Annotated in this window: 8 protein-coding genes; 1 reads left to right on the top strand and 7 read right to left on the bottom strand. The window is 65.7% G+C overall.

Translation table 11 applies throughout. The features are described 5' to 3' along the window. Positions 1 to 44: 44 nt before the first annotated feature. From J1M87_RS23555 to J1M87_RS23530, 6 genes are all read right to left on the bottom strand, one after another. On the bottom strand, positions 45 to 1,322 hold the full coding sequence (locus tag J1M87_RS23555; protein ID WP_206492215.1) for an Nramp family divalent metal transporter: 1,278 nt from the start codon (positions 1,320 to 1,322) through the stop codon (positions 45 to 47). Between the two features lie 106 nt (positions 1,323 to 1,428). Continuing rightward, entirely contained in the window at positions 1,429 to 9,054 is a 7,626-nt protein-coding gene (locus J1M87_RS23550; protein ID WP_206492214.1) for a non-ribosomal peptide synthetase, read from the bottom strand. Then, positions 9,055 to 12,417: a non-ribosomal peptide synthetase gene (locus J1M87_RS23545; RefSeq protein ID WP_206492213.1), complete on the bottom strand. Its 3,363-nt coding sequence runs from the start codon at positions 12,415 to 12,417 to the stop codon at positions 9,055 to 9,057. It lies immediately after the preceding gene. Then, a complete protein-coding gene (locus J1M87_RS23540; RefSeq protein ID WP_307830914.1) occupies positions 12,414 to 14,066 on the bottom strand; it encodes an AMP-binding protein in 1,653 nt (550 codons plus the stop codon). The genes J1M87_RS23545 and J1M87_RS23540 overlap by 4 nt, the downstream gene beginning before the upstream one ends. Before the next feature lie 42 nt (positions 14,067 to 14,108). Next, positions 14,109 to 17,657, bottom strand: a complete 3,549-nt coding sequence (locus J1M87_RS23535; protein ID WP_241257376.1) for an amino acid adenylation domain-containing protein — start codon at positions 17,655 to 17,657, stop codon at positions 14,109 to 14,111. Positions 17,658 to 17,778: 121 nt separating this feature from the next. After that, a complete protein-coding gene (locus J1M87_RS23530) occupies positions 17,779 to 18,201 on the bottom strand; it encodes an HIT family protein (RefSeq protein WP_206492211.1) in 423 nt (140 codons plus the stop codon). A gap of 68 nt (positions 18,202 to 18,269) precedes the next feature. On the opposite strand from J1M87_RS23530, the gene J1M87_RS23525 reads away from it, so the two are divergent. Continuing rightward, positions 18,270 to 19,061 carry an HAD-IIA family hydrolase gene (locus tag J1M87_RS23525; RefSeq protein ID WP_206492210.1) on the top strand — a complete coding sequence of 264 codons (792 nt, stop codon included), beginning with the start codon at positions 18,270 to 18,272 and terminating at the stop codon, positions 19,059 to 19,061. Here the strand turns inward: J1M87_RS23525 and purB are convergent, their stop codons facing one another. Continuing rightward, on the bottom strand, positions 19,062 to 20,480 hold the full coding sequence (gene purB, locus J1M87_RS23520) for an adenylosuccinate lyase (protein ID WP_206492209.1): 1,419 nt from the start codon (positions 20,478 to 20,480) through the stop codon (positions 19,062 to 19,064). Positions 20,481 to 20,499 lie beyond the last annotated feature (19 nt).

The following is a 20,499-nucleotide window of genomic DNA, read 5'->3' as shown; positions in this document are numbered from 1 at the left end:
TAAGGTAACACTAATGAGGTAACCCTTGCCTCACTAGCGCTGCGCTATACGAGTTCCACCAGCGTGGAATACACCAGATAGAGGTTGAGCGCGCTGATCACGACGGTGATCGACGCCATCACCGCGGTGGTGATGCGGCGGTTGACCATATCGGTCATGACCCGGGGATCGCGGGTGATCAGCAGTAGCGGCAGCAATGCGAATGGAATACCGAACGACAGCACGATCTGGGAGTAGATCAATGCCTGGGTGGTATCCACGGACAGGCCCAGCACGATCAGAGCCGGCAGCATCGTCAGTGTGCGCCGAAGAAACAGGGGAATCCGCCAGTTCATGAACCCTGCCATGACTACCTGCCCGGCGTAGGTACCCACACTCGACGAGGACAAGCCCGACGCGATCAACGCCACGCCGAAGGCCAGGGCGGCACCACCGCCGAGCAGCACGCCCAGGTGCGAGTGGATCGATTCCAGATCACTCACGCCGGTCAGACCAGGTGTGTGGAACAGCGCGGCCGCGATGCACAACATCGCCAAGTTCACCAGACCGGCCAGCCCCAATCCGACGATGCAGTCCCACTTGTTGTATCGGAGCAGGACGTGTCGCTCCCGCCGGTCGACAGTGCCGATGCGGTTCGTCTGCAGTGCGGAATGCAAATACACCACGTGCGGCATGACCGTCGCCCCGATGATGCCCACGGTCAGGCTCACGGTGTCGCCGCCGTCCAGACGCGGAATCAGGCCGTCCGCCAACTGAATGTAGTCCTGTCCACCGGAGGCGATGAACACGTAGAGGAATCCCGCACCGACGAGCATCAGCAACGCCACGATCGCCAACTCGAAACGGCGATAGCTGCGCTGCTGCAGCGCCAGGATGGCGAACGCCGTCACCGCCGTGATCAGCCCCGCCGGCAAGAGGGGCACCCCGAACACCAAATTCAGTCCCACTGCGGCACCGACGAATTCGGCCAGATCGGTGGCCATCGCCACCACCTCGGCCTGCAACCACAATACGACGTTGATGCGCCTACCGAATCGACGCCGACACAGCTCCGGGAGACTGCGGCCCGTGGACAAGCCCGTCTTGGAGGTGAGGTACTGCACCACCATGGCCATGGCGTTGGCCATCACGATCACCCACACCAGCCTGTAGCCGTGCTCGGCACCGGCAGCGAAGTTGGTGGCGAAATTCCCCGGGTCGATATAGGCGACCGATGCCACGAACGCCGGCCCCAACAAGGCCACAGCGGCACGTCCACGGCCCCGGGACTGCACTTGCGCCAGTGTGACCGGCACGTCACCGGAGGTCCCGGTGTTCGTCATCGACCTACGAGACGGGGCAGCGAGGACGCGACGGCGAGGAACACCTCGTCACTCTAGAAGAAGGACACGCATTATTCAACAGATCCAACAAATAGTTTCGGGTAGCCTAAACCGCCCTCGTGGTGCATTTGTCCGGGTCGACAGCGAGGATTCGGCAGGCCGAGGTCAAGGCCCCACGCCACAGACGCGCCAGTTCCGCCGCACCCTCGAACACACCCTCCGGCCAGGAGATCGTGACGCCGAGAACAGCCGCCGAATCCCGATCGTGGATGTAACTGTCCACGACCAGTGCATACCCACAGGGCGTACGCTCCCCCGGAGAGGAATCCAGGCTGCTGCGTAGCCTGCTGGCACCGAACAGACCGCCCGTAGCCGCGTCGAACCGCCCGAGGTAGTTGAATTCGATGGCGGCAGAAGGCTTCCGACGAATCACCTCACAGGCTTCGATCTCGGAGAACCGCAGCATGCCATAGGTGGATCCGTCTCCCGGCACCGACTCCCTGGACGTCCTGGCAGCCGTCACGAGTTCATGCAGAACAGCCTCTGCTGCAGCGGGATTCGACTCGTACTCGGCAAGGATCCTGCGATCCCGAGGCTGTGCAGTGAGGCGCAGCGGGAACACCGCAGTGAGCCATCCGACCACCGACGATCCATCCACTCGGTCCGAGGCCACTCCCGACCGACCGTGGCCCTCCATGTCGACGACGAACGACTGTGGCGTCGACGCCTCGCCATCGAGCCAGCCCGCGGTAGCGGCAGCGAAGGTCGCCAGCAGGAGGTGTTCGACGGACGCACCGAGGCGGCCGTGGGTCGCCGACATCAACTGTGCCGTCTCGTCCGCCGACAACGCGAACGTGCTGACGCGCATGCGAGCACCGGTGTCCACGGACGGGTCGAGGGGCCGCGCGAGCGGAATCGACACTGCGCCGTCACCGACGCTCGACCAGTAGTCGAGATCGGCGAGTACCTCCGGCGAGGATGCACGACGGCGCGTCTCGAGCGCCCACCGCCGCATCGAGTGTCCGGCAGCTGCGTGCACGGCCGAACGACCGCGCTCCCAGAGCTCCGTCAGATCGGGCAACAGAATCCGCCAACTCACACCGTCGACCACCAGGTGGTGCAGGGTGATCAACAGCTCCCCTGCAGACTCGGGATGTGGTCGATTCCGCAGCCAGACGACATCGACCATCCTGGCGGCCGCCGGATTCAGTCGGCCACGTGCAGCTCGTGATTGCTCTGCCACGCGGTTCGCCAGCTCCGACTCGGTCAGTGCGCCGCAGTCCTCGACCCGAATCCAGGAACCGACATCGGCACTCCCCCGCGGCAACACCGTGAACGTGGACTCCCCTTCGAGATTGCGCTCGAATCGTGAATGCAGAATCGGATGCCGGTCCACCAACAACCGAAGGAGTTCTGCCAGCGAATCCTCGGTGAGCAGTGTCGGAGCGTCGAGCAACACCGCCTGCGAGATCTCGTCGACAGGCCCGTCGAGGGCGTCCATCCACCGCATGATGGGTGTCAGCGGTACCGTTCCGCAGGCATCGACGATGCTCGATGCGCTCGACGACGGCCCCGACTCCAGCTGCTCGGCAACACCTTCCGGCGTCCGAAGAGAGACGATGAGCCGCGGCGGCACCGTCAGGCCGGCCGACCGGAGCCTCGCGGACAGCTCCATCGCCATGATGCTGTCGCCGCCCAGATCGAAGAAGTCCTCGTCGGCACCGACCTCGGTCACGTGCAACACCGCGGCCGCCTCCGCGCAGATCTGCCGCTCCACCTCCGAATTCGGGAGACGCCCGCAGCGCGTCGCGAGCTCGGGCTCGGGCAGTGCGGAAGCGTCGAGCTTGCCGTTCGACAGGACGGGAAATGCATCGAGCACGGTCAGCGACGCCGGCACCAGGTACGACGGGAGCAGACCGCGCAGGCGGGTACGAACGGCATTCGGATCCAGTGATTTACCCTGTTCTGCCACCACGTAGCCGGCGAGCACGGCATTCCCGTTCTCGGATCCTCGCACCACCACCCGCGCGTCTGCCACGGCGTCGAACTCGCGCAGCCGAACCTCCACCTCGGCCACTTCGACGCGGTGACCACGAATCTTCACCTGATCGTCCGTCCGGCCCCCGTACCGCAGTGCGCCGCTCTCGGTCCACGCGACGAGGTCCCCGGTCCGGTACAGCCGCGTGCCACCCGCGCCGAAAGGATCGGCAACAAATCGGTGTGCCGTGCGCCCCGGCGCATTCCGGTATCCCCGCACGACGCCGGGCCCGCCGAGATAGAGCTCGCCCAACACGCCGGGCGGCACCAGTCGAAGGCTTCTGTCCAATACATAGGCCCGCATGTTGGTCACCGGTCGGCCTATCTCCGGCTCACTCGACAGTTCGGTAGTGGTGTACACCGCGTCCACCGTCGCTTCGGTCGGCCCGTAGAAGTTGTACGCCACCAGGGTCTGCCTGCTACGTAACCGATTCCACAGCTCGGCGGACACCGCCTCTCCTCCGACGCCGACCGTCGAGAGTGTCTCGATCGAACCCGATCTCAGCATCTGTTCGAGCAACGAGGGCACGACTTCGATGAAGTCCGCCGACAGCGCAGTCAACCGAGCAGTCAGTTCCACCGGGTCGAGGACGGTCTCGGGATCGATCAGATGCACCGTGTGCCCGCCGAACAGCCACAGCTGCGGCTGCCAGGACGCGTCGAAGGCCATCGACCAGGCGTGCGCCACGTTCAGAGTCGACTTACCCGCGCGTCGGGCAGCCGGTTCGTGCACGTTCTCGCGATGCGAGTGGTACAGGTTGATCAGGCCACGATGTGGGACCAGAACGCCCTTGGGCGCGCCTGTCGTGCCCGAGGTGTAGATCGAATACACGGGGTGGTCGGGGTGCAACGGTGCTCGCCGTTCGGCATCGGTGATACCTACCGAGTCGAGGGACGAAGCCGTAAGCGAGGCAACGGAATCCGTGGTCAATGTCATCACCGGCTGCGCCTCGCCGAGAATTCGGCTGGTGCGGTCGGCCGGCCAGTTCGGGTCGATCGGCAGATATGCGGCCCCGGACTTCATCACCCCGAGGATTGCCGCAATCGAGATCACTGTGCGTGGGGCCAGAACGGCCACGAGATCCTCGGCCCCCACGCCTGCACCGATGAGCCACCGTGCGGTTCGGTTGGACATGCGGTCCAATTCGGCGAACGTCAGTGCCGCGGCGGCGTCCTGAACGGCGATCGCATCGGGCTGCAGCGCCACCTGTTCGGCAAAGAGCTCGACCAACGTTTCGCTCGGATAGGGGCGAGCGCCGCAGGCATGCTCGTCGGTGAGCCGGTGCGCCGTTGCTTGATCCACGAGGGGCACCGACGCAATGAACGGATCGTCCGCCTCGGCGAACCTCCGAAGCACCGCCGTCATGGCCGAGGCCACCGCCCGTGCACGCTCGGCCGATACTGCGCCGCTTCGATATTCCACCACCAACCGCAGTTCTTCGCCCGGAAACACCGTCAGCGTCAAGGGGTAGTGAGTCACCGTGTGGAACCCGGCAACCGAGACCGAGAAGTCCTCGGTATCGACACCGGAGGTATCGGCGGCAGCGAAGTTCTCGAACACCACGAGGGTGTCGAACAGCGTTCCCCCGCCGAGCGCTTTCTGGATGTCCGCGAGACCGACGTGATGATGCGCGGCCACGGCGACGGAGAAATCCCGGAGGCCTGCGAGAACCGACGACACGGTGGCGTCGGGCTCGATGTCGACGCGCACCGGGATGGTATTGATGAACAGCCCGACCATGTCGCCGACGCGGTTCAGGTCGGTCGGGCGTCCCGACACCGTGGATCCGAACACCACCGATCGGGAATCGGTGAACGCCGAGAGCACCACGGCCCATGCCGCATTGATCAATTCGCTCGCCGTCACGGATCTACGACGAGCGGAATCCGCGAGGCGGGCGGAGTCCTGCACATCCCAACGAATCTCGATCTCGCGCGACTCCGATCGCACCTCGGACGCTGAGGTGGTCGAGGCCAGGATGGTCGGCACCACGTCGGTGCCCAGTGCTCGACGCCATACCTCGATCGACGAATCGTCTCGCCGCGACAGCCAGCGAAGATAGTCGTCGAACGACGCCGGAGCCGGTAGATCCCGGCCACGGTAGAGCATGAACAATTCGGTGCCGACGGTCCCCATCGACCAACCGTCGACGAGGAGGTGATGCACGGTCAATACCACGCGATGTAGCTGTTCTCCGCAGTCCAGCAGAAGAACTCGCACCAGGGGACCGTGCTCGATGTCGAAGGTCCCGCGATCCTCGGCGACCAGGGCGCGCACCGAGGGTGCATCCGGATCCTCGACGGCCCGCCTGCGCACGTGCACTCGTTCCGTGTCGCGGACCGAGACGGTGGTCCCGGAATTCAGGGTGAGAAAGCGTGAGCGCAGAGCCGGGTGGCGCTCGCACACTGCGTCCAGTGCGTCCTCGAACCTTCCGAGGTGTAGCTCGCCTCGTATCTCGAACTCGGTGGCGATGACGTAGATTTCCTCGAGTCCGTCTCCTCCCGCGAGCGACTGGAATGCCAGCCCTTGCTGCAACGGAGTTGCCGGACGTGCGAGTTTTGTATCGATTCCGAGTGTGCGTAGCTCGGTCAGGTCCTGCGCGTCCAGTAGCGGCGCGCTGCTGTCAGGTTCTGCTGCAGCACAGACCGTTTCGGCGAGCCGGGCTCGCTCGACCAGCGCCGCGACTGTGCGGCACTCGAAGACGTCGGCGGTCGTGATCGCCAATCCGGTACCGCGTGCGTGATGAACCATGCTGATGGCGGTGATACTGTCGCCGCCCAACGCGAAGAAGTCGTCGTGTACCCCGATCGACTCTGCACCCGTACGAGTCGCATCTGCGAAAAGGTGTACGAGGCACTGCTCGTCGTCGCTCGCAGCTGCTCGTGACCGGCTCGGTCCGTTCTCGGGAATCCCGCGCTGCGTCAAAGTGACCAGATCCGTCTTGCCGTTGGGAGTGCGCGGTACGTGGTCTATCGCCACCCAGAACGCCGGCACCAGATAGTCGGGCACCCGCCCTCGCAGGACGTCGCGCACCGCGGCGGCATCGACATTACCGGGGGTCACATGTGCGACGAGCACGGTTGCGCCCCCGTCGTCGGTCACCGCGACCACTGCACACGCGTCCACGGATTCGATTTCGGCAGTGAGGTTTTCGATCTCCCCCAGCTCGACGCGATGGCCCCTGACCTTGACCTGCCGGTCGGCGCGTCCCAGGAATTCGAGCGCACCGTCGTCGAGGATGCGGGCGCGATCACCGGTGCGGTACATTCGGCCGCCGTCCCCGCCCGGGTCTGCGACGAACCGTGCGGCGGTCTCGGCCGGTCTACCGACATATCCACGCGCGAGCTGCACCCCCGCGACGTAGAGCTCGCCGCCGATCCCTGTTCTCAGCGGGCGCAGTCGGTCGTCGAGCACGCCGAGGATAGTGTTGTCCACCGCCGTTCCGATGACGGCCGGGTCGCCTGCGACCCTGTGCACGGCAACGTCGCCCGCCACCTCGGAGGAGCCGTAGGAGTTGTACACCGCCGCCTCGGGCGTCGCTGCTCCGATCGCAGCGATCGTGTTGCTGGTCAAAGGTTCTCCGCTGAGTATCCAACTGGTCAGCGAACCACATTCCTGCGGCGAAGTCGTCGCCAATGCCGCGGCGAGCGACCCGACGGCGGTGATCTGCCCGGCCCCGGATCGAGCGATGAGCTCGACCAGCGCCCTCGGATCGGCATACTCGTGATCCTGTGCGAACACCACGTGTTGGCCCGCGAGAATCCCGGTCAGCAGTTCGGTTGCTCCATCGATGAACGACAATGAGCTCTTGGCAATCCGGCTCCTCGGACCGCCCCAGTGCAGCGTCGCCCAGTGCAGACGATGGGCCAGCGCGGCTCTGGTTCCCAGCACTCCCTTGGGCATTCCGCTCGAACCGGAGGTGTACACAAGATAGGACCCGCAGTCGTCCGGGATGCTCCGGGCAAAGGGTTCTTCCACTGTCTCGGTAGTCGACATCGAATCGATTCTCGCCGCGGTCTCGAGAGCGGTCAGCGCGGTAGGGGTGGCATCGTCGACCAACAGAATGTCGTGGCGAGAGTCTGCGAGCACGTAGTCGATGCGCTCACGCGGGTAGCGAATGTCGATGGGTACGAACACCGCACCCACGTCGATGGTCGCCAGCAGCGCAGCCACCATGTCGACTCCCCGGCCCAGCGCGATCGCGACACGGTTCTCGGTCCCGATACCCCAGCTGCGGAGCCGCGTCGACACCTCGGCCACCCGGGATCGCAGTTCGGCGTAGGTGATCGCGTCACCACCGACCGTCAACGCGACGTCCTCGCTCGACTGCGCGAACCGGTCGGCGAGGGCCGTCTCCAGCGTCGGCACCTGCCGAGACGCTCCGATGCTGTATCCCTGGCCGTCGGGGGCCGAGAGGAGCTGCGGCACATCGACGTCCGGACGGCTCGTCAGCCTGTCCAGCATCTCGACGAAGGTCTCGGCGCACACCGTGGCCGAACGGTGATCGACGGCTGCCTCGTCGTGCAGCACGAACGCCCACAGAGCAGGGTCGGGACCGACGATCAGAGCCATCGGGAAGCTCATGTGAGCGCCCAGTACGGTGACCTGGTCGACGGCCGCGCTCGCTTCGGAGGGCAGTGTCGGATAGTTCTGATACACGACGATCGTGTCGAACAGTGCACCGCCGCCGACGGTTCCGGCGATCTCGGACAGGCCGAGGAACCGGTGCTCGTCCAGGTCGAGATGGTCGGTCTGTAGGCCGTCGACCACATCGGCCACGGCCTTGCTCGTATCGAATCGAACCCGAACGGGCACGGTGTTGAGCAGCAGACCGACCATGGCCTCGGCCCCGTCGAGGTCGAACGGCCTGATGGAGCTCGCCATTCCGAAGGTCACGTCGCCTGCTCCGGTCCGAGCCGCCAGCATCGACGCCCAGGCCATCTGCACCACCACGTTCGTGGTCACGCCGCGACTCCGCGCGTAGTCGGCGACACGCCCTGCCATCTCGTCGGCGATGTCGAGGTCGATACGGGAGCACGAATTGGTCTGTGCCGGTGCGCCGTCTGCGATCAGTGTCGGAGAGTCGAAGCCGTGGAGATAGTTCGCCCAACGCGCCAGCGCAGCATCACGATCCTGACCGGCCGTCCAGGCCAGGTAGTCGCGATAGTCGGGAGCAGGTGCCAACACCTCTGTCTCCCCCGACCGGTAGAGGGCGATCAACTCGCGAACGAAGATGGCCTCGGACCACCCGTCCATCAGGGCGTGATGGTAGGTGATCAGTACCCGTGGCGACCGAGGATCGGTCGAGTACGCGCAGCGGATCAACGGCCCTTCGAAGAACGCGAATCCGGCGGACCTGTCGCGGACCAGATGATCGTCCCAGTCTCCGCGGACAGGCGTCGGTTCCGGTGTCGATGCGCGCGGAATCACCCACACCAGGTCACCGTTGCGGCGCTGGCGCAGTAGCGCCTTGATGTTCGGATGACGTTCGAAGAGCTGCTCCAGCGCCCGTGTGAGGCGGTCGATTCGAACCGGAGCAGACAGGTCGAGCACCGTCTGAGACAGATACGGATCCTGTGTCGCTGCAGCCAGACTCGACTGCAGATACATTCCCACCTGGAGCGCCGTCAATGGCAGAACAGCCGCGATCTTCGATTGCGGAGTCGCCGGGGTACCGGTCGTCGTCTCGGTCACTCACATACTGCTTTCGAATTCGTCGAGCTCGTCCTGGGACAGATCCACGGTGACCGCCGCAGCGGAGACTGCGGGCCGGACGGTCTCGTCGGTGACGAGTTCCGCACCGAACATCCGTATTGTTCGCTTGCGCATCACCTCCCGTGGTGCCAGCGGAATCGCTGCCTTGCGCGCCCGCGATGCCACGGCGAGGGAGGTGATGCTGTCACCTCCGAGGGCGAAGAAATCGTCGTCGATTCCCACCCGACCGACCCCGAGTACCGCCTCGACGATCTCGCACAGCATCGTCTCCACCGGTGTTCGCGGCGGCACGAACGTGCCGGTGCCCGCGGCATCCACGGTCGGCAGAGCCCGATAATCGAGCTTGCCATTGATCGTCATCGGAACGCGTTCGAGCGCAGCGAACAGCGTGGGCACCATGTACTCCGGCAGTACGGCCGCGAGCTCGTCCCGAATGGATCCGAACAGCGCGCCATGGTCCTCGGACGCAGCGGCGTGCAGGGGGACCACGTACGCGGCGAGCGCCCGAGTGCCCGCACCTCTGTCCACCGCCCGCACCACCGCCCCGGCAACCGCGTCGCAGTTCTTCACCGCCCGTTCGACTTCCGCGGTCTCCACGCGATAGCCGCGGATCTTGACCTGGTCGTCTGCCCGGCCCAGATACTCGAACTGGCCGTCGGGCCTGATCCGGACCAGATCGCCGGTGCGGTACATTCGCTCGCCCGGCGACCAGGGATCGGCGACGAAACTGGTTGCCGTCTGCGCATATCGGTTCAGGTAACCACGAGCCAGGCCCACACCGGACAGGTGCAGCTCACCGACAGATCCCACTGGAACCGGCCGCAGCCACTGATCCAGAACGTACGCGCGGGTACCGAGAATCGGTGATCCGATCGACGGGGTGTCGCTGTCACGGGTACCGGCACCGAGCGCGTTGATCGTGTACTCGGTGGGTCCGTAGAGGTTGTATCCGACACCGCCGAGCTGCTGCCACAACGACTCGGGAACCGCCTCTCCGCCGAGAAGTACCAGCGGAATCCGATGTCCGTCATGCTCGTTCAGCAGTCCCAGATCCAGCAGGTGCCCGGCGTACGTGGGCGTCACGTTGACCACGTCGATCAGGTTCTGCTCGCAGTATCGCGCCAATGCGTCACCGTCACGGCGCAGTTCCTCGTCGCAGACGTGCACCTCGTGGCCCTCCACGAGCCACAGCAGCTCTTCCCAGGACATGTCGAAGGAGAACGAGACGGTGTGCGCGATCCGCAGTGTCCGATGCCCGGCCGCGGCGATGGTGGGGCCGAAGATCTGGTCGCGGTGATTGATCAGCATGTTCGTCAGGCCCCGGTACGGGGTGACGACGCCTTTGGGTGTGCCGGTCGAACCCGAGGTGTAGATGACATAGGCCGGGTGCTCGAGGCGGCCGGGTGTCCCAGGCGCGAACGGACCCGTGTCGAACTCCGACGGCTCGACGCGTTGCGCCAATTCGGCAGCCACACGGGGGTCGTCGACGACCATCTCGATGGCGTCGGTCGTCAGTGCACGGGACTGCGTCTCGGTGTTCGTCACCAGGATCGTCGGCTGTGCGTCGGCCAAGATCAGGTCGAGGCGATCGCTCGGGTAGTCGAGTTCGAGAGGCAGATAGGCCGAGCCGGTGCGCAGCACCGCGAACAGCGCCACCACCATCTCCACCGACCGCGGCAGCGCGAGCGCAACGATGCATTCCGGACCGGCACCTCGGCGCAGGAGTGCCCGTGCGCACGCGCGGACCCGCACGTCCAGGTCTGCGAACGTCACCCGTTCGGCCCCGAATACCAGCGCGGTCGACTCGGGGACGGCCGCGGCGCGATCGGCCAGCAACTCGGCGATCGTGGAATCGGGCAGCCGCTCGTCCCTGTCGTCGAAGCCGTTGTCCGCGATGCTCGTCGATTCGGTTGCCGGGGCAGGCCACCGCGATATCGGCAGATCGGATTGTTCGGCAACGGCGTCGAGGGCGGTTTCGAAGGAGTCGAGCAGGTACCGTGCGCGATCGTCGTCCACGGAGTCGGGCAGGTACGTCGCCGACAGATTCAGCTCGCTACCCGGGTCGACGGCAATCGACACCGGGAATTCCGACCCGTCGACGGTCGAGATGTGTCGCACCTGCCGCCCCGGCGCGGCATCTGTGTCGGCTGCAGGACCCGCTGCGTTGCGCAGCACCAGCAGGGTGTCGAACAGCGCACCGGCACCGATCGCCTTCTGAATCCCGCCGAGACCGAGCGAGTCGTGCGCCATCAGATCCAGACGCTGATCCTGCACCCGGACGGCGATGTCTGCGGCTGTATCGGATCCGCCTGCCGCGACCCTGAGCGGAACGGTACTGATGAACGGTCCGATGGCTCGCTCCGAGCCCGGCACCTCCATCGGTCGTCCGGCCACTGCGGTACCGAATACCACGTCGGACCGACCGACCACGCGCATCAGCACGCTCGCCCACGCGGCAGCCAGCACGGTGAAGAGTGTCGAACCCGCTTCGTGCGCAACCGAATCCAGTCGACCGGACCGAGCTCGCGACAGTCTGCGTTCGACCCGCCGGGGAGCCTGGCCGACGCCCTGACCCGAATCGGCCACCAGTGTGGGGGTGTCGACATCGCCGAACCACCGCTGCCATGCCCGCTCGGACTCGGCCCGGTCGCGAGAGGTCCACCAGCGCAGGTACTCCCGGTAGCCGTGATCGAGGTTCGGGCTCGCGCCGTCGTACTGCTCCAGGACACGAGAGACCAACAGCGCCGAGGAGCCACCGTCGAAACACCCGAACCAGTAGGTCGTCAGCAGGCGGTCGACCCCGTCGGGCAGGTGGACGAGTGTGACCCTGAACAGGGCAGGAACAGCGATGTCGAACGACCACTGCCGGTCGTCGGCGAGCACCCGGTTCCACTGTTCCTCCAACTCGCTCGCCGAACAGCGACCGAGGTCCACAACCGTCAACGGCGCCTGCACCGTCGACAGCACCACCTGCACCGGCATACCGCCGTCGGGAGTGACGAACGCCGTCCGCAACGCCGCAGTGGAGTCGACCACCGACTGCAGAGCGTGCCGAACCCGGTCGCCGTCCAGAACTCGGTCCACCTCGACCACGGTACGAACGGTGTAGAGATCGGTGGCGTTCGCATCCACCCCGATCTGGTAAACCAACCCCAGTTGCAGCGCAGACAGCGGCCACACATCGTCGATGGTCTCGAATCGCGTCCTCAGCCAGTCGAATTCGGACGATGGGAGATGTGCGAGAGGACCGCGCTCGACCTCGGCGGTCTCACCGCCCCTGCTGCGCCGCAGACGATCTGCCAGCAACCGGCGCTTGATGTCGTCGAGATCCGAGGGCTTCATGTTCTCACCTGTCGTTCGGTTGCCCGCCTGACGAGCATGGACTTGTCCACTTTGCCGATCGCGGTGACGGGAAGCGTCGTTCGTGTCACCACACGATCGGGCAAGGTGAACCCGGCGCAGCCTGCGGCGGTGAGAAATGCTCGCACCTCGGCAAGGTTCGGAGCGCTGCCGCTAGGCACGATCACCGCGCAGATGCTCTCGCCCACAGCGGGATCGGGTACGCCTATCACCGCAACTCGGGCGATTCCGGGATGGGTGAGCAGCAGATCCTCCAGCTCGTCGGCCGCGACGTTCTCACCGTTGCGGGTGATGACGTCCTTGATCCGGCCGGTGACGACCAGATGACCGGAGGCCAACCGTCGAACCTGGTCTCCGCTCCGATAGAAGCCGTCGGGGGTGATGGCTTTCGTATTGTGCTCTGCTGCAGAGTAATAGCCGTTGATGGTGTACGGGCCGCGGGTGAGCAGCTCGCCCGTCTCCCCGACCGGCACGTCGTCACCGTCGGCATCGACGATTCGGATCTCGTCGTGCTCGGACAGCGGGCGCCCCTGGGTGCCGATGACCAGATCCGGTGCGTCGCCTGCCCGTGTGTAGTTCAACAGCCCCTCCGCCATGCCGAACACCTGCTGCAACCGGCACCCGAGCGACGGCTCGACGAGCTTGGCGACCTCGGGCGAGAGCTTCGCGCCGCCGACCTGCAGCAGCCGCAGACTGGACAGGTCCGCCTCTTCCCAGTCCGTCGCCTCACACCACAGATGAGTCAACGTCGGAACCAGTGCGGTGACGGTGACCCGATGCCGCTCGATCACCGCGAACACCTGATCGGGACTGGGTACACGAGCGAAGACCACGGTCGCTCCGACCCCGAGCGCCCCGAGCACGCCTGGACACGCCAGCGGAAAGTTGTGTGCAGCGGGAAGAACCGCGAGATAGACATCCTGGGCCGTCAGTTCACAGACCTCCGCGCTGGCCCGCGCGTTGTACTCGTAGTCGTTGTGGGTACGCGGAATCAACTTCGGCAGACCCGTCGTTCCGCCGGACACCAACAGCACTGCCATATCCGCTGGGGACGCACGCGGAAACTCCCGTGGCGCACCGACGACACCGGACAACGGGGTATGCACCCCGCCCCGATCTGTCGGGCCATCGACGAAGACCTCCCGAATGCTCGGCACCGCCGCCATCGTCTCGTCGGCGAGCGCTATACAGTCGAAGTTTCCGTCCCGCTCCGCGATCACGTACGCCACGGCCTTCGATGTGGCTGCCAGATGGACGATTTCGCGTCGACGGTGCGCGGGCAGGGTGAGCACGGGAACCGCGCCGCACTCGAGCAACGCGAACAGCACCACCGCGAAACACACCGAATTGGGTAATTGCACCAGCACCCGATCGCCCGACCCGATTCCCCGGTCGGCAAACCCCGCTGCGGTCGCTCGAACTCGCGAATTCAGCTCGTCGTACGTCAGCTCCTCGGTGTCGTCGACGATCGCGCGACGAGAGCCGAACCGGTCTACCCACGAGGCGAACACCTCGGGAAGTGTTGTCTCGCGCCAGAGTCCGGCGTCGAGGTATGTCCGGGTTCGGCTGTCGTCGAACGGTACGAAGTCAGCTGGGTTCTCGATATCTGGGTGCTCGATGACTGGGTGCACTGTGGATTCCCGATCTTCGAAGGAGGGAGTGGGCATATCGAGTCAGGGAGTGTGCTGGTGGTCGAGTGCGGCCACCAGTTGGTCCTCCGACATGGATTCGATCGATCCGTAGATCTCTGCGGTCGCCTCGAGCAGTTCGCCGTTGCCTTCGGCTGCGATCATCGACTCCGCCAGACCCGACACGGTCGGCGCGGCGAACAGCATCCGCACCGTGACGGAGGTGATGTCGAACGCCGCGCGAATTCGGGCGACGATGGTGGTCGCGAGTACCGAATCGCCGCCCAACGCGAACAGGGTGTCGGTGACTCCCACCTCCTCGGCACCGAGCACGCTCTGCCAGATCAGGGCGAGTGCGCCCTCGAGTCGGGTTCGAGGCGCAACACGCGCTCCGGCTCGCTCGGAATCACCTGCAGCTCGGCACTGCTGTGCAATTGCCGCGGAATCGATCTTGCCGTTGACGGTGAGCGGCAAAGTGCGCAGTGCCACGATCCGGTCCGGCACCATGTGGGCGGGCAAACGGTCGGCCACCCTGCCGGTGATGCCCGCCACGCTCTGATCGGGGTCGGCAGCGGAATCGCCGAGAACCACCGCTGCCATCACCGCAGCAGAACCCGAGCGGTCGACGACTGCGGCGGCGGCAACGACCTCGGGATCGCCGGCCAGGACGGACTCGATCTCCCCGAGCTCGATGCGAAATCCGTTGATCTTGATCTGGTTGTCGACGCGGCCGATGAATTCGACCATCGAGTCCGTGCCGTAGCGAACCAGATCGCCGGTGCGGTACCAGCGGTAGCCATCGGCCTCGACGAAGCGCTCGTTCGTGCGTTCGAGGTCGTCCAGGTAACCGTCGGCCAATCCTGTTCCTGCCACCCACAGCTCGCCGGGTACCCAGTCCGGCACCTGGTGGCCGCGCGCATCGACGACCCGGAGCGCCATCGACCGTAGCGGCAGTCCGAACGGCACCGTGCGCCAGTGCGGATCGACGTCCACGACCTCGCAGATGCTGTTGTGGATCGCCGTTTCGGTTGCGCCGCCGAGTCCGGCGAACCGACATCCCGGCACCGCTGCGTTCATCCGGCGGTAGAGGTCGAGACCCACCTTGTCCCCGCCGAGCATGACGACCTCGAGCGAGTCGCCCAGATCCTCGCCGGTCGACAGGATCATGTCCAATAGCGGCGGTACGCAGCTGATCACCGTGACTCGATGCGCACGAATCAGCGCGACCCAGCGCTGCGGGTCTCTGCGCTCGTGTTCCTCGATGAGCACGGCCGTACCGCCGGCCTCGAACACCGAGAACAGGTCGAACGTGCACAGGTCGAAATCCAACTCCGACAGGCACAACGGGCGATAGCGCTCGTCCAGTGAGAATCGTTGGACCAGATCGCCGATCGTGTTCATCGCCGCGCGATGCGGGACGACCACACCCTTGGGCTCCCCCGTCGAACCGGAGGTGAAGATCATGTATGCGTGAGCGGTGTCGGGTCCGAGGTGCGGGACGGGCATCGGCTCGGTCAGGACCGCGTCGGACACCGCGAGGCCGTCGTCACCCGATCCTCCGATCGTCACCGCGAACCCGGCCTTTCGGGCGATCAGGGAAGCTCGACTCGCCGGTTGGTCGATGCCGATCGGTACGTACACGCCGCCTGCGGCGAGCACACCGAGAATTGCGGCCACTTGATCCGGCCCCTTCGGCAGCGTCACCCCGACCGTGTCGCCCACTGCCACGTCCCGATCCGTCAGTGCCGCAGCCACTCTCATCGCTCGATCGCGCAGATCGCCGTACGTCATCGACTCGCCATCGCCCCATACGAGCGCCACCGCATCGGGGTTGCGCGATGCGCGATCGAAGAAAGCGCGGTGCAGGGTCTGGTTCTCGGCGGTCGGCAATGCATCGATCCGCGGTACCTCGGCGGCCGGGGTTCTCGGCGCAAGCTGACGCGGCGGAACCAGCTGCCCTACCGGTTCCGACCACACGCTGTCACCATCGACCACGAGTGCACGGACCAGCATCTCGAAGGCGTCGAACATCGCCTCGGGAACCCCTGGCAGGAACTCGTTCTCGCGTATGTCCCAGTTGACCAGCACGCCGCCGTCGAGTTCGGTGATCTGGGCGTCCAGAACCACCTGCGGCCCCTGCGAGATGATCCACACCGGGTCTCCGAACACCTCCCGAGCACGTGCGTCGAACAGCTCACCCAATCCGAGCGCACTGGTGAAGACCACGGGCGCGAGTACCGGCTGTCCGCGACGACGGCCGAGATCGCGCAGTACCTCCACCCCGGAGTAGTCGACGTGCGAGGCGTCCTCGTGCAGTCGAGCCCGCAACCGCCGGGACCGCTGGGCGAACGACAGACTTTCCCGCAGATCGACGTCCAACATCACCGAGGACGAGAAGTCCCCGACGAGATCTCCGACGGCTGGATGCGTCGGGGCACGGTCGAACATCGGAACGTTGAGCAAAAATCGCTGCTCGACCGACCAGGCCCCGACCACTTCGGCGAAGGCCGCTACCACCGCCACCGCCGGAGTGACGCCCTGTGCGCGAGCCCGCGACTGCAAGAGCGAATAGTGCTGCGAGTCGAGGTGAAACGCCCGACGCGTCGCCGAGGGTGAGCCCGAATCACGTTCCACCAGAGGCAGAGTGGGCGTTCCGGGCAGAGAATCCAATCGATCGGTCCAGTAGCGTTCGGCCTGCGCCCGAGCCTGTCGGCGATCCTGCGGACGGTCGGCGAGGTAGCGCGCGTAGCTGTAGTCGACTGCCGGCAGCTCCTGGCCATCGTATGCCCTCGCCAGATCTGCGACCAGAATTCTGAAGCTGACGGCGTCGCCTGCAATCATGTCCACGTCGAGATGCAGCCGAGTTCGGCCGCCCGGCAGCAACGACAGATCGGCCGAGAACACCTCTCCGGCTTCGATATCGAGCATCTGATGCGTCAGGCGTTGCCGAGTTCGTTCCAGCTCGACCACTGCGTCGCACTCGCTCTGCAGATCGTGCACCGTCAGTCCGCGCCACCCAGGGTTGGACTCGATCACCTGATGTCCGTCGTCGGTGATCCGAGCCCGCAGCATGTCGTGCCTGCGGGCCACGGCGTCGAGTGCGGCGCGTAGCCGTTCGGGATCGACGGCTCTGCCGTCGAATTCGGTGTAGAGGTGCGGGGCGACGCCGCCGTACCGCTGCTCTGCGCTGCGGCCGATCCAATAGGCGTGCTGCAGTACGGCGAGATCGAAGCTGCCGGTGTCAGGCCGGTTCGGCTCCGGGGTGCGAGCGGTGGCCGCGGGTACCGGCTCGATTGCTGCGCCGACCAGTTCGGACCAGGCCGAGACCGTGGGCTGCGCAGCAAGATCGGCGAATGTCACCGCCCTGCCCTGCTGACGGAATCTGCCCACCAACCGCATCAGCACGATCGATTCCAGACCCAACTCGAACAGGTTCGCATCGATCGGCACCGCCTCGGGCTCGGAGCCGATCAGTTCTGCGACCTGTGCCCGCAGTTCTTCGGTCCCGATTCCGTGCGGATCCATCCGGTGCCCCTTCGATCGGCTGCGCTCTGCGTCGTACTGGGTGCGAACAGAAGAATGCCACCAGTTCATAAGGGCAGGCTACCCTGCGTTAGCCGACCCTGGGGAAGCTAGATGCGTCGGGCCCGGGCCGTCGACCTCAGCGCGCACCCGGCCGCGGACGGCACAGCTCTATCGACAGCGCAGAAGGTCACTACCGAGGCAGCGCGGCTGCGATCTCTCCGGCCTGCCGGTCGAGTTCGGATCGCTGCGGGGACGACGGCCTGGCACGGAGCCCGAAGCCGTCGCCGATCATGCGCGGGATGACGTGCAGATGCACGTGGAAGATTTCCTGACCGGCCACTGTGCCGTCGGCGAGAAAGAAGTTGACGCCGGCCACCCGCGGATTGCTGGCACGCACAGCGGCGGCCACCTTCTGCCCCACCACGAACAGGTGCGCCCCGATCTCCGGCGGCAGCTCCGCCAGCGTCCGATACTGCTCCTTGGGCACCACCAACACATGTCCGCTGGTGAGCGGCCTGATGTCCATGAACGCAATCGCTGTCTCGTCCTCGTGGACCCGAGAAGCCTCGGCCGTCCCGGCAATGATCTCGGCGAAAATCGTGTAGGGGTTCACAGCCTCCGAGCGTAGGCGCTCGACGCGCTGGGGCTGCGAGGCCCGGGCCCGGCGACTACTGTTTGCCGATGGGTATCGGCGGGGTTCTTTTCGACATCGACGGCGTCCTGGTCACGTCGTGGCAGGCGGTGCCCGGTGCCGCGGAAACTCTGAAGTATCTCGACAGCAGAGATATCGCCCGCGCGTTTCTGACCAATACCACCTCGAAGACCCGCGAGCAGATAGCTGTTGCGCTCCGCGAGGTGGGACTGGACGTGCACTCCGACGAGATCGTCACCGCCGCGTCGCTCACCGCCGATCATCTCCGCGAGAACTATCCGGACGCCCGGGTGGTACTGATCAACAACGGTGAGATCGCACACGATATGCCGGGTATCGAGTTCGTCGACGAATCCTCCGAGGATCCGGATGTCGTGGTCGTCGGCGGTGCAGGCCCGGAGTTCACACACGAGCGCCTCAGTCGCGTCTACGACTGGCTCTGTCGCGGCATACCGGTCGTCGCGATGCATCGCTCGTTGATGTGGAGCACCGGGGCCGGGCTTCGTATCGACACCGGTATGTATCTGGCCGGGATGGAGCAGGCCTCCGGACACACCGCGAAGGCCATCGGGAAGCCGGCACCTCTCGGCTTCCGAACAGCGTCCGAGCGGATGGGCATCGACCCTGAGGACGTCGTGATGGTCGGCGACGACCTGGACAACGACGTACTGGCCGCACAGGTCGTCGGAATGACCGGAGTCCTGGTCCGCACCGGCAAGTTCCAGCAGGATGTGCTGGACCGACGTATCAAGGACGAGTTCGCGATGGAACCCGACTACGTGATCTCCTCGGTCGCCGACCTTCCCGGCGTCCTGTCCTGACTAGAGAATCGGCGACGGGCTGTAGGACGCGCCGGCCGGGAACTTCTCCATCAGCCGCTCCACTGCCGACACCACGGAACCGACCTGCGCATCGGCAGCACCGATGAAGGCCGTCTTGTCTGCCAGTGCCGCGTCGAGTGCGGCGCGGTCGAGCGGCAGGCGATCGTCGGCGGCCAGGCGGTCGAGCAGATCCGGTTCGAGTCCCTGCTCGCGCATCGCCAACGCGACAGCCACGGCGTGTTCCTTGATCGCCTCGTGTGCGGTTTCGCGTCCGACGCCTGCGCGCACGGCGGCCATCAGCACCTTCGTCGTCGCGAGGAACGGCAGGTACCGGTCGAGTTCCTTGGCGATGACGGCCGGGTAGGCCCCGAACTCGTCGAGCACCGTCAGGAAGGTCTCGATGAGGCCGTCGATGGCGAAGAAGGCGTCGGGCAGCGCGACGCGGCGCACCACGGAGCAGAAGACGTCGCCCTCGTTCCATTGCGCACCGGCGAGTTCGGCGGCCATCGATCCATAGCCGCGGAGCACCACCTGCAGGCCGTTGACGCGCTCGCACGAACGGGTGTTCATCTTGTGCGGCATCGCCGACGAGCCGACCTGCCCGGCCTGAAAACCTTCGGTGACGAGTTCGTGGCCCGCCATCAGGCGAACGGTGTGCGCGAAGGACGACGGACCGGCACCGACCTGGACCAGGGCGGAGACGACCTCGTGGTCGAGCGAGCGGGGGTACACCTGGCCGACACTGGTGAGCGTGTGACGGAAGCCGAGGTGATCGGCGACGATCCGCTCGAGCGCGACGAGTTTGGCCGAGTCGCCGCCGAACAGGTCGAGCATGTCCTGCGAAGTGCCCATCGGGCCCTTGATTCCGCGCAGCGGGTAGCGCGCGATCAGTTCCTGCAGGCGTGACAGAGCCAGCAGCAGTTCGTCGGCGGCAGATGCGAAGCGCTTACCGAGAGTCGTGGCCTGAGCTGCGACATTGTGGCTGCGCCCGGCCATGACGAGCGAGGAGTACTCGGCCGCGCGTTCGGCCAGGCGCTTGGCCACCGCGACCCCGTGCCCGTGGACATGTTCGAGTGAACGCAGAATCTGCAGCTGCTCGACGTTCTCGGTGAGGTCGCGGCTGGTGAGGCCCTTGTGGATGTGTTCGTGGCCGGCGAGGGCGTTGAACTCCTCGATCCGAGCCTTGACGTCGTGCCGGGTGATTCGTTCACGCTCGGCGATCGACGCGAGGTCCACCTGGTCGACGACCGCTTCGTAATCCGCGACGGCGGCGCTCGGGACGTCGACTCCGAGGGAGGACTGCGCGCGCAGCACCGCGATCCACAGTTGGCGTTCCAGGACGATCTTGTGCTCCGGTGACCACAGCTCCACCAGTTCGGGACTTGCGTAGCGGGTGGCCAGGACATTCGGGATGCTCACGAGCGACCAGCTTACGTGG

It is taken from the genome of Rhodococcus sp. KRD162, assembly GCF_017168335.1.
Lineage (GTDB): Bacteria > Actinomycetota > Actinomycetes > Mycobacteriales > Mycobacteriaceae > Rhodococcoides.
The sequence above is the reverse complement of the archived record's forward strand: the minus strand, read 5'-3'. Positions and strand labels throughout refer to the sequence as shown.

Excerpts from the sequence above, each read along its gene's own strand:
- J1M87_RS23545 (WP_206492213.1), bottom strand. The coding sequence starts at position 12,417 with ATGAAGCCCTCGGATCTCGACGACATCAAGCGCCGGTTGCTGGCAGAT.
- J1M87_RS23525 (WP_206492210.1), top strand. The coding sequence starts at position 18,270 with ATGGGTATCGGCGGGGTTCTTTTCGACATCGACGGCGTCCTGGTCACG.
- J1M87_RS23555 (WP_206492215.1), bottom strand. The coding sequence starts at position 1,322 with ATGACGAACACCGGGACCTCCGGTGACGTGCCGGTCACACTGGCGCAA.
- J1M87_RS23535 (WP_241257376.1), bottom strand. The coding sequence starts at position 17,657 with ATGAACTGGTGGCATTCTTCTGTTCGCACCCAGTACGACGCAGAGCGC.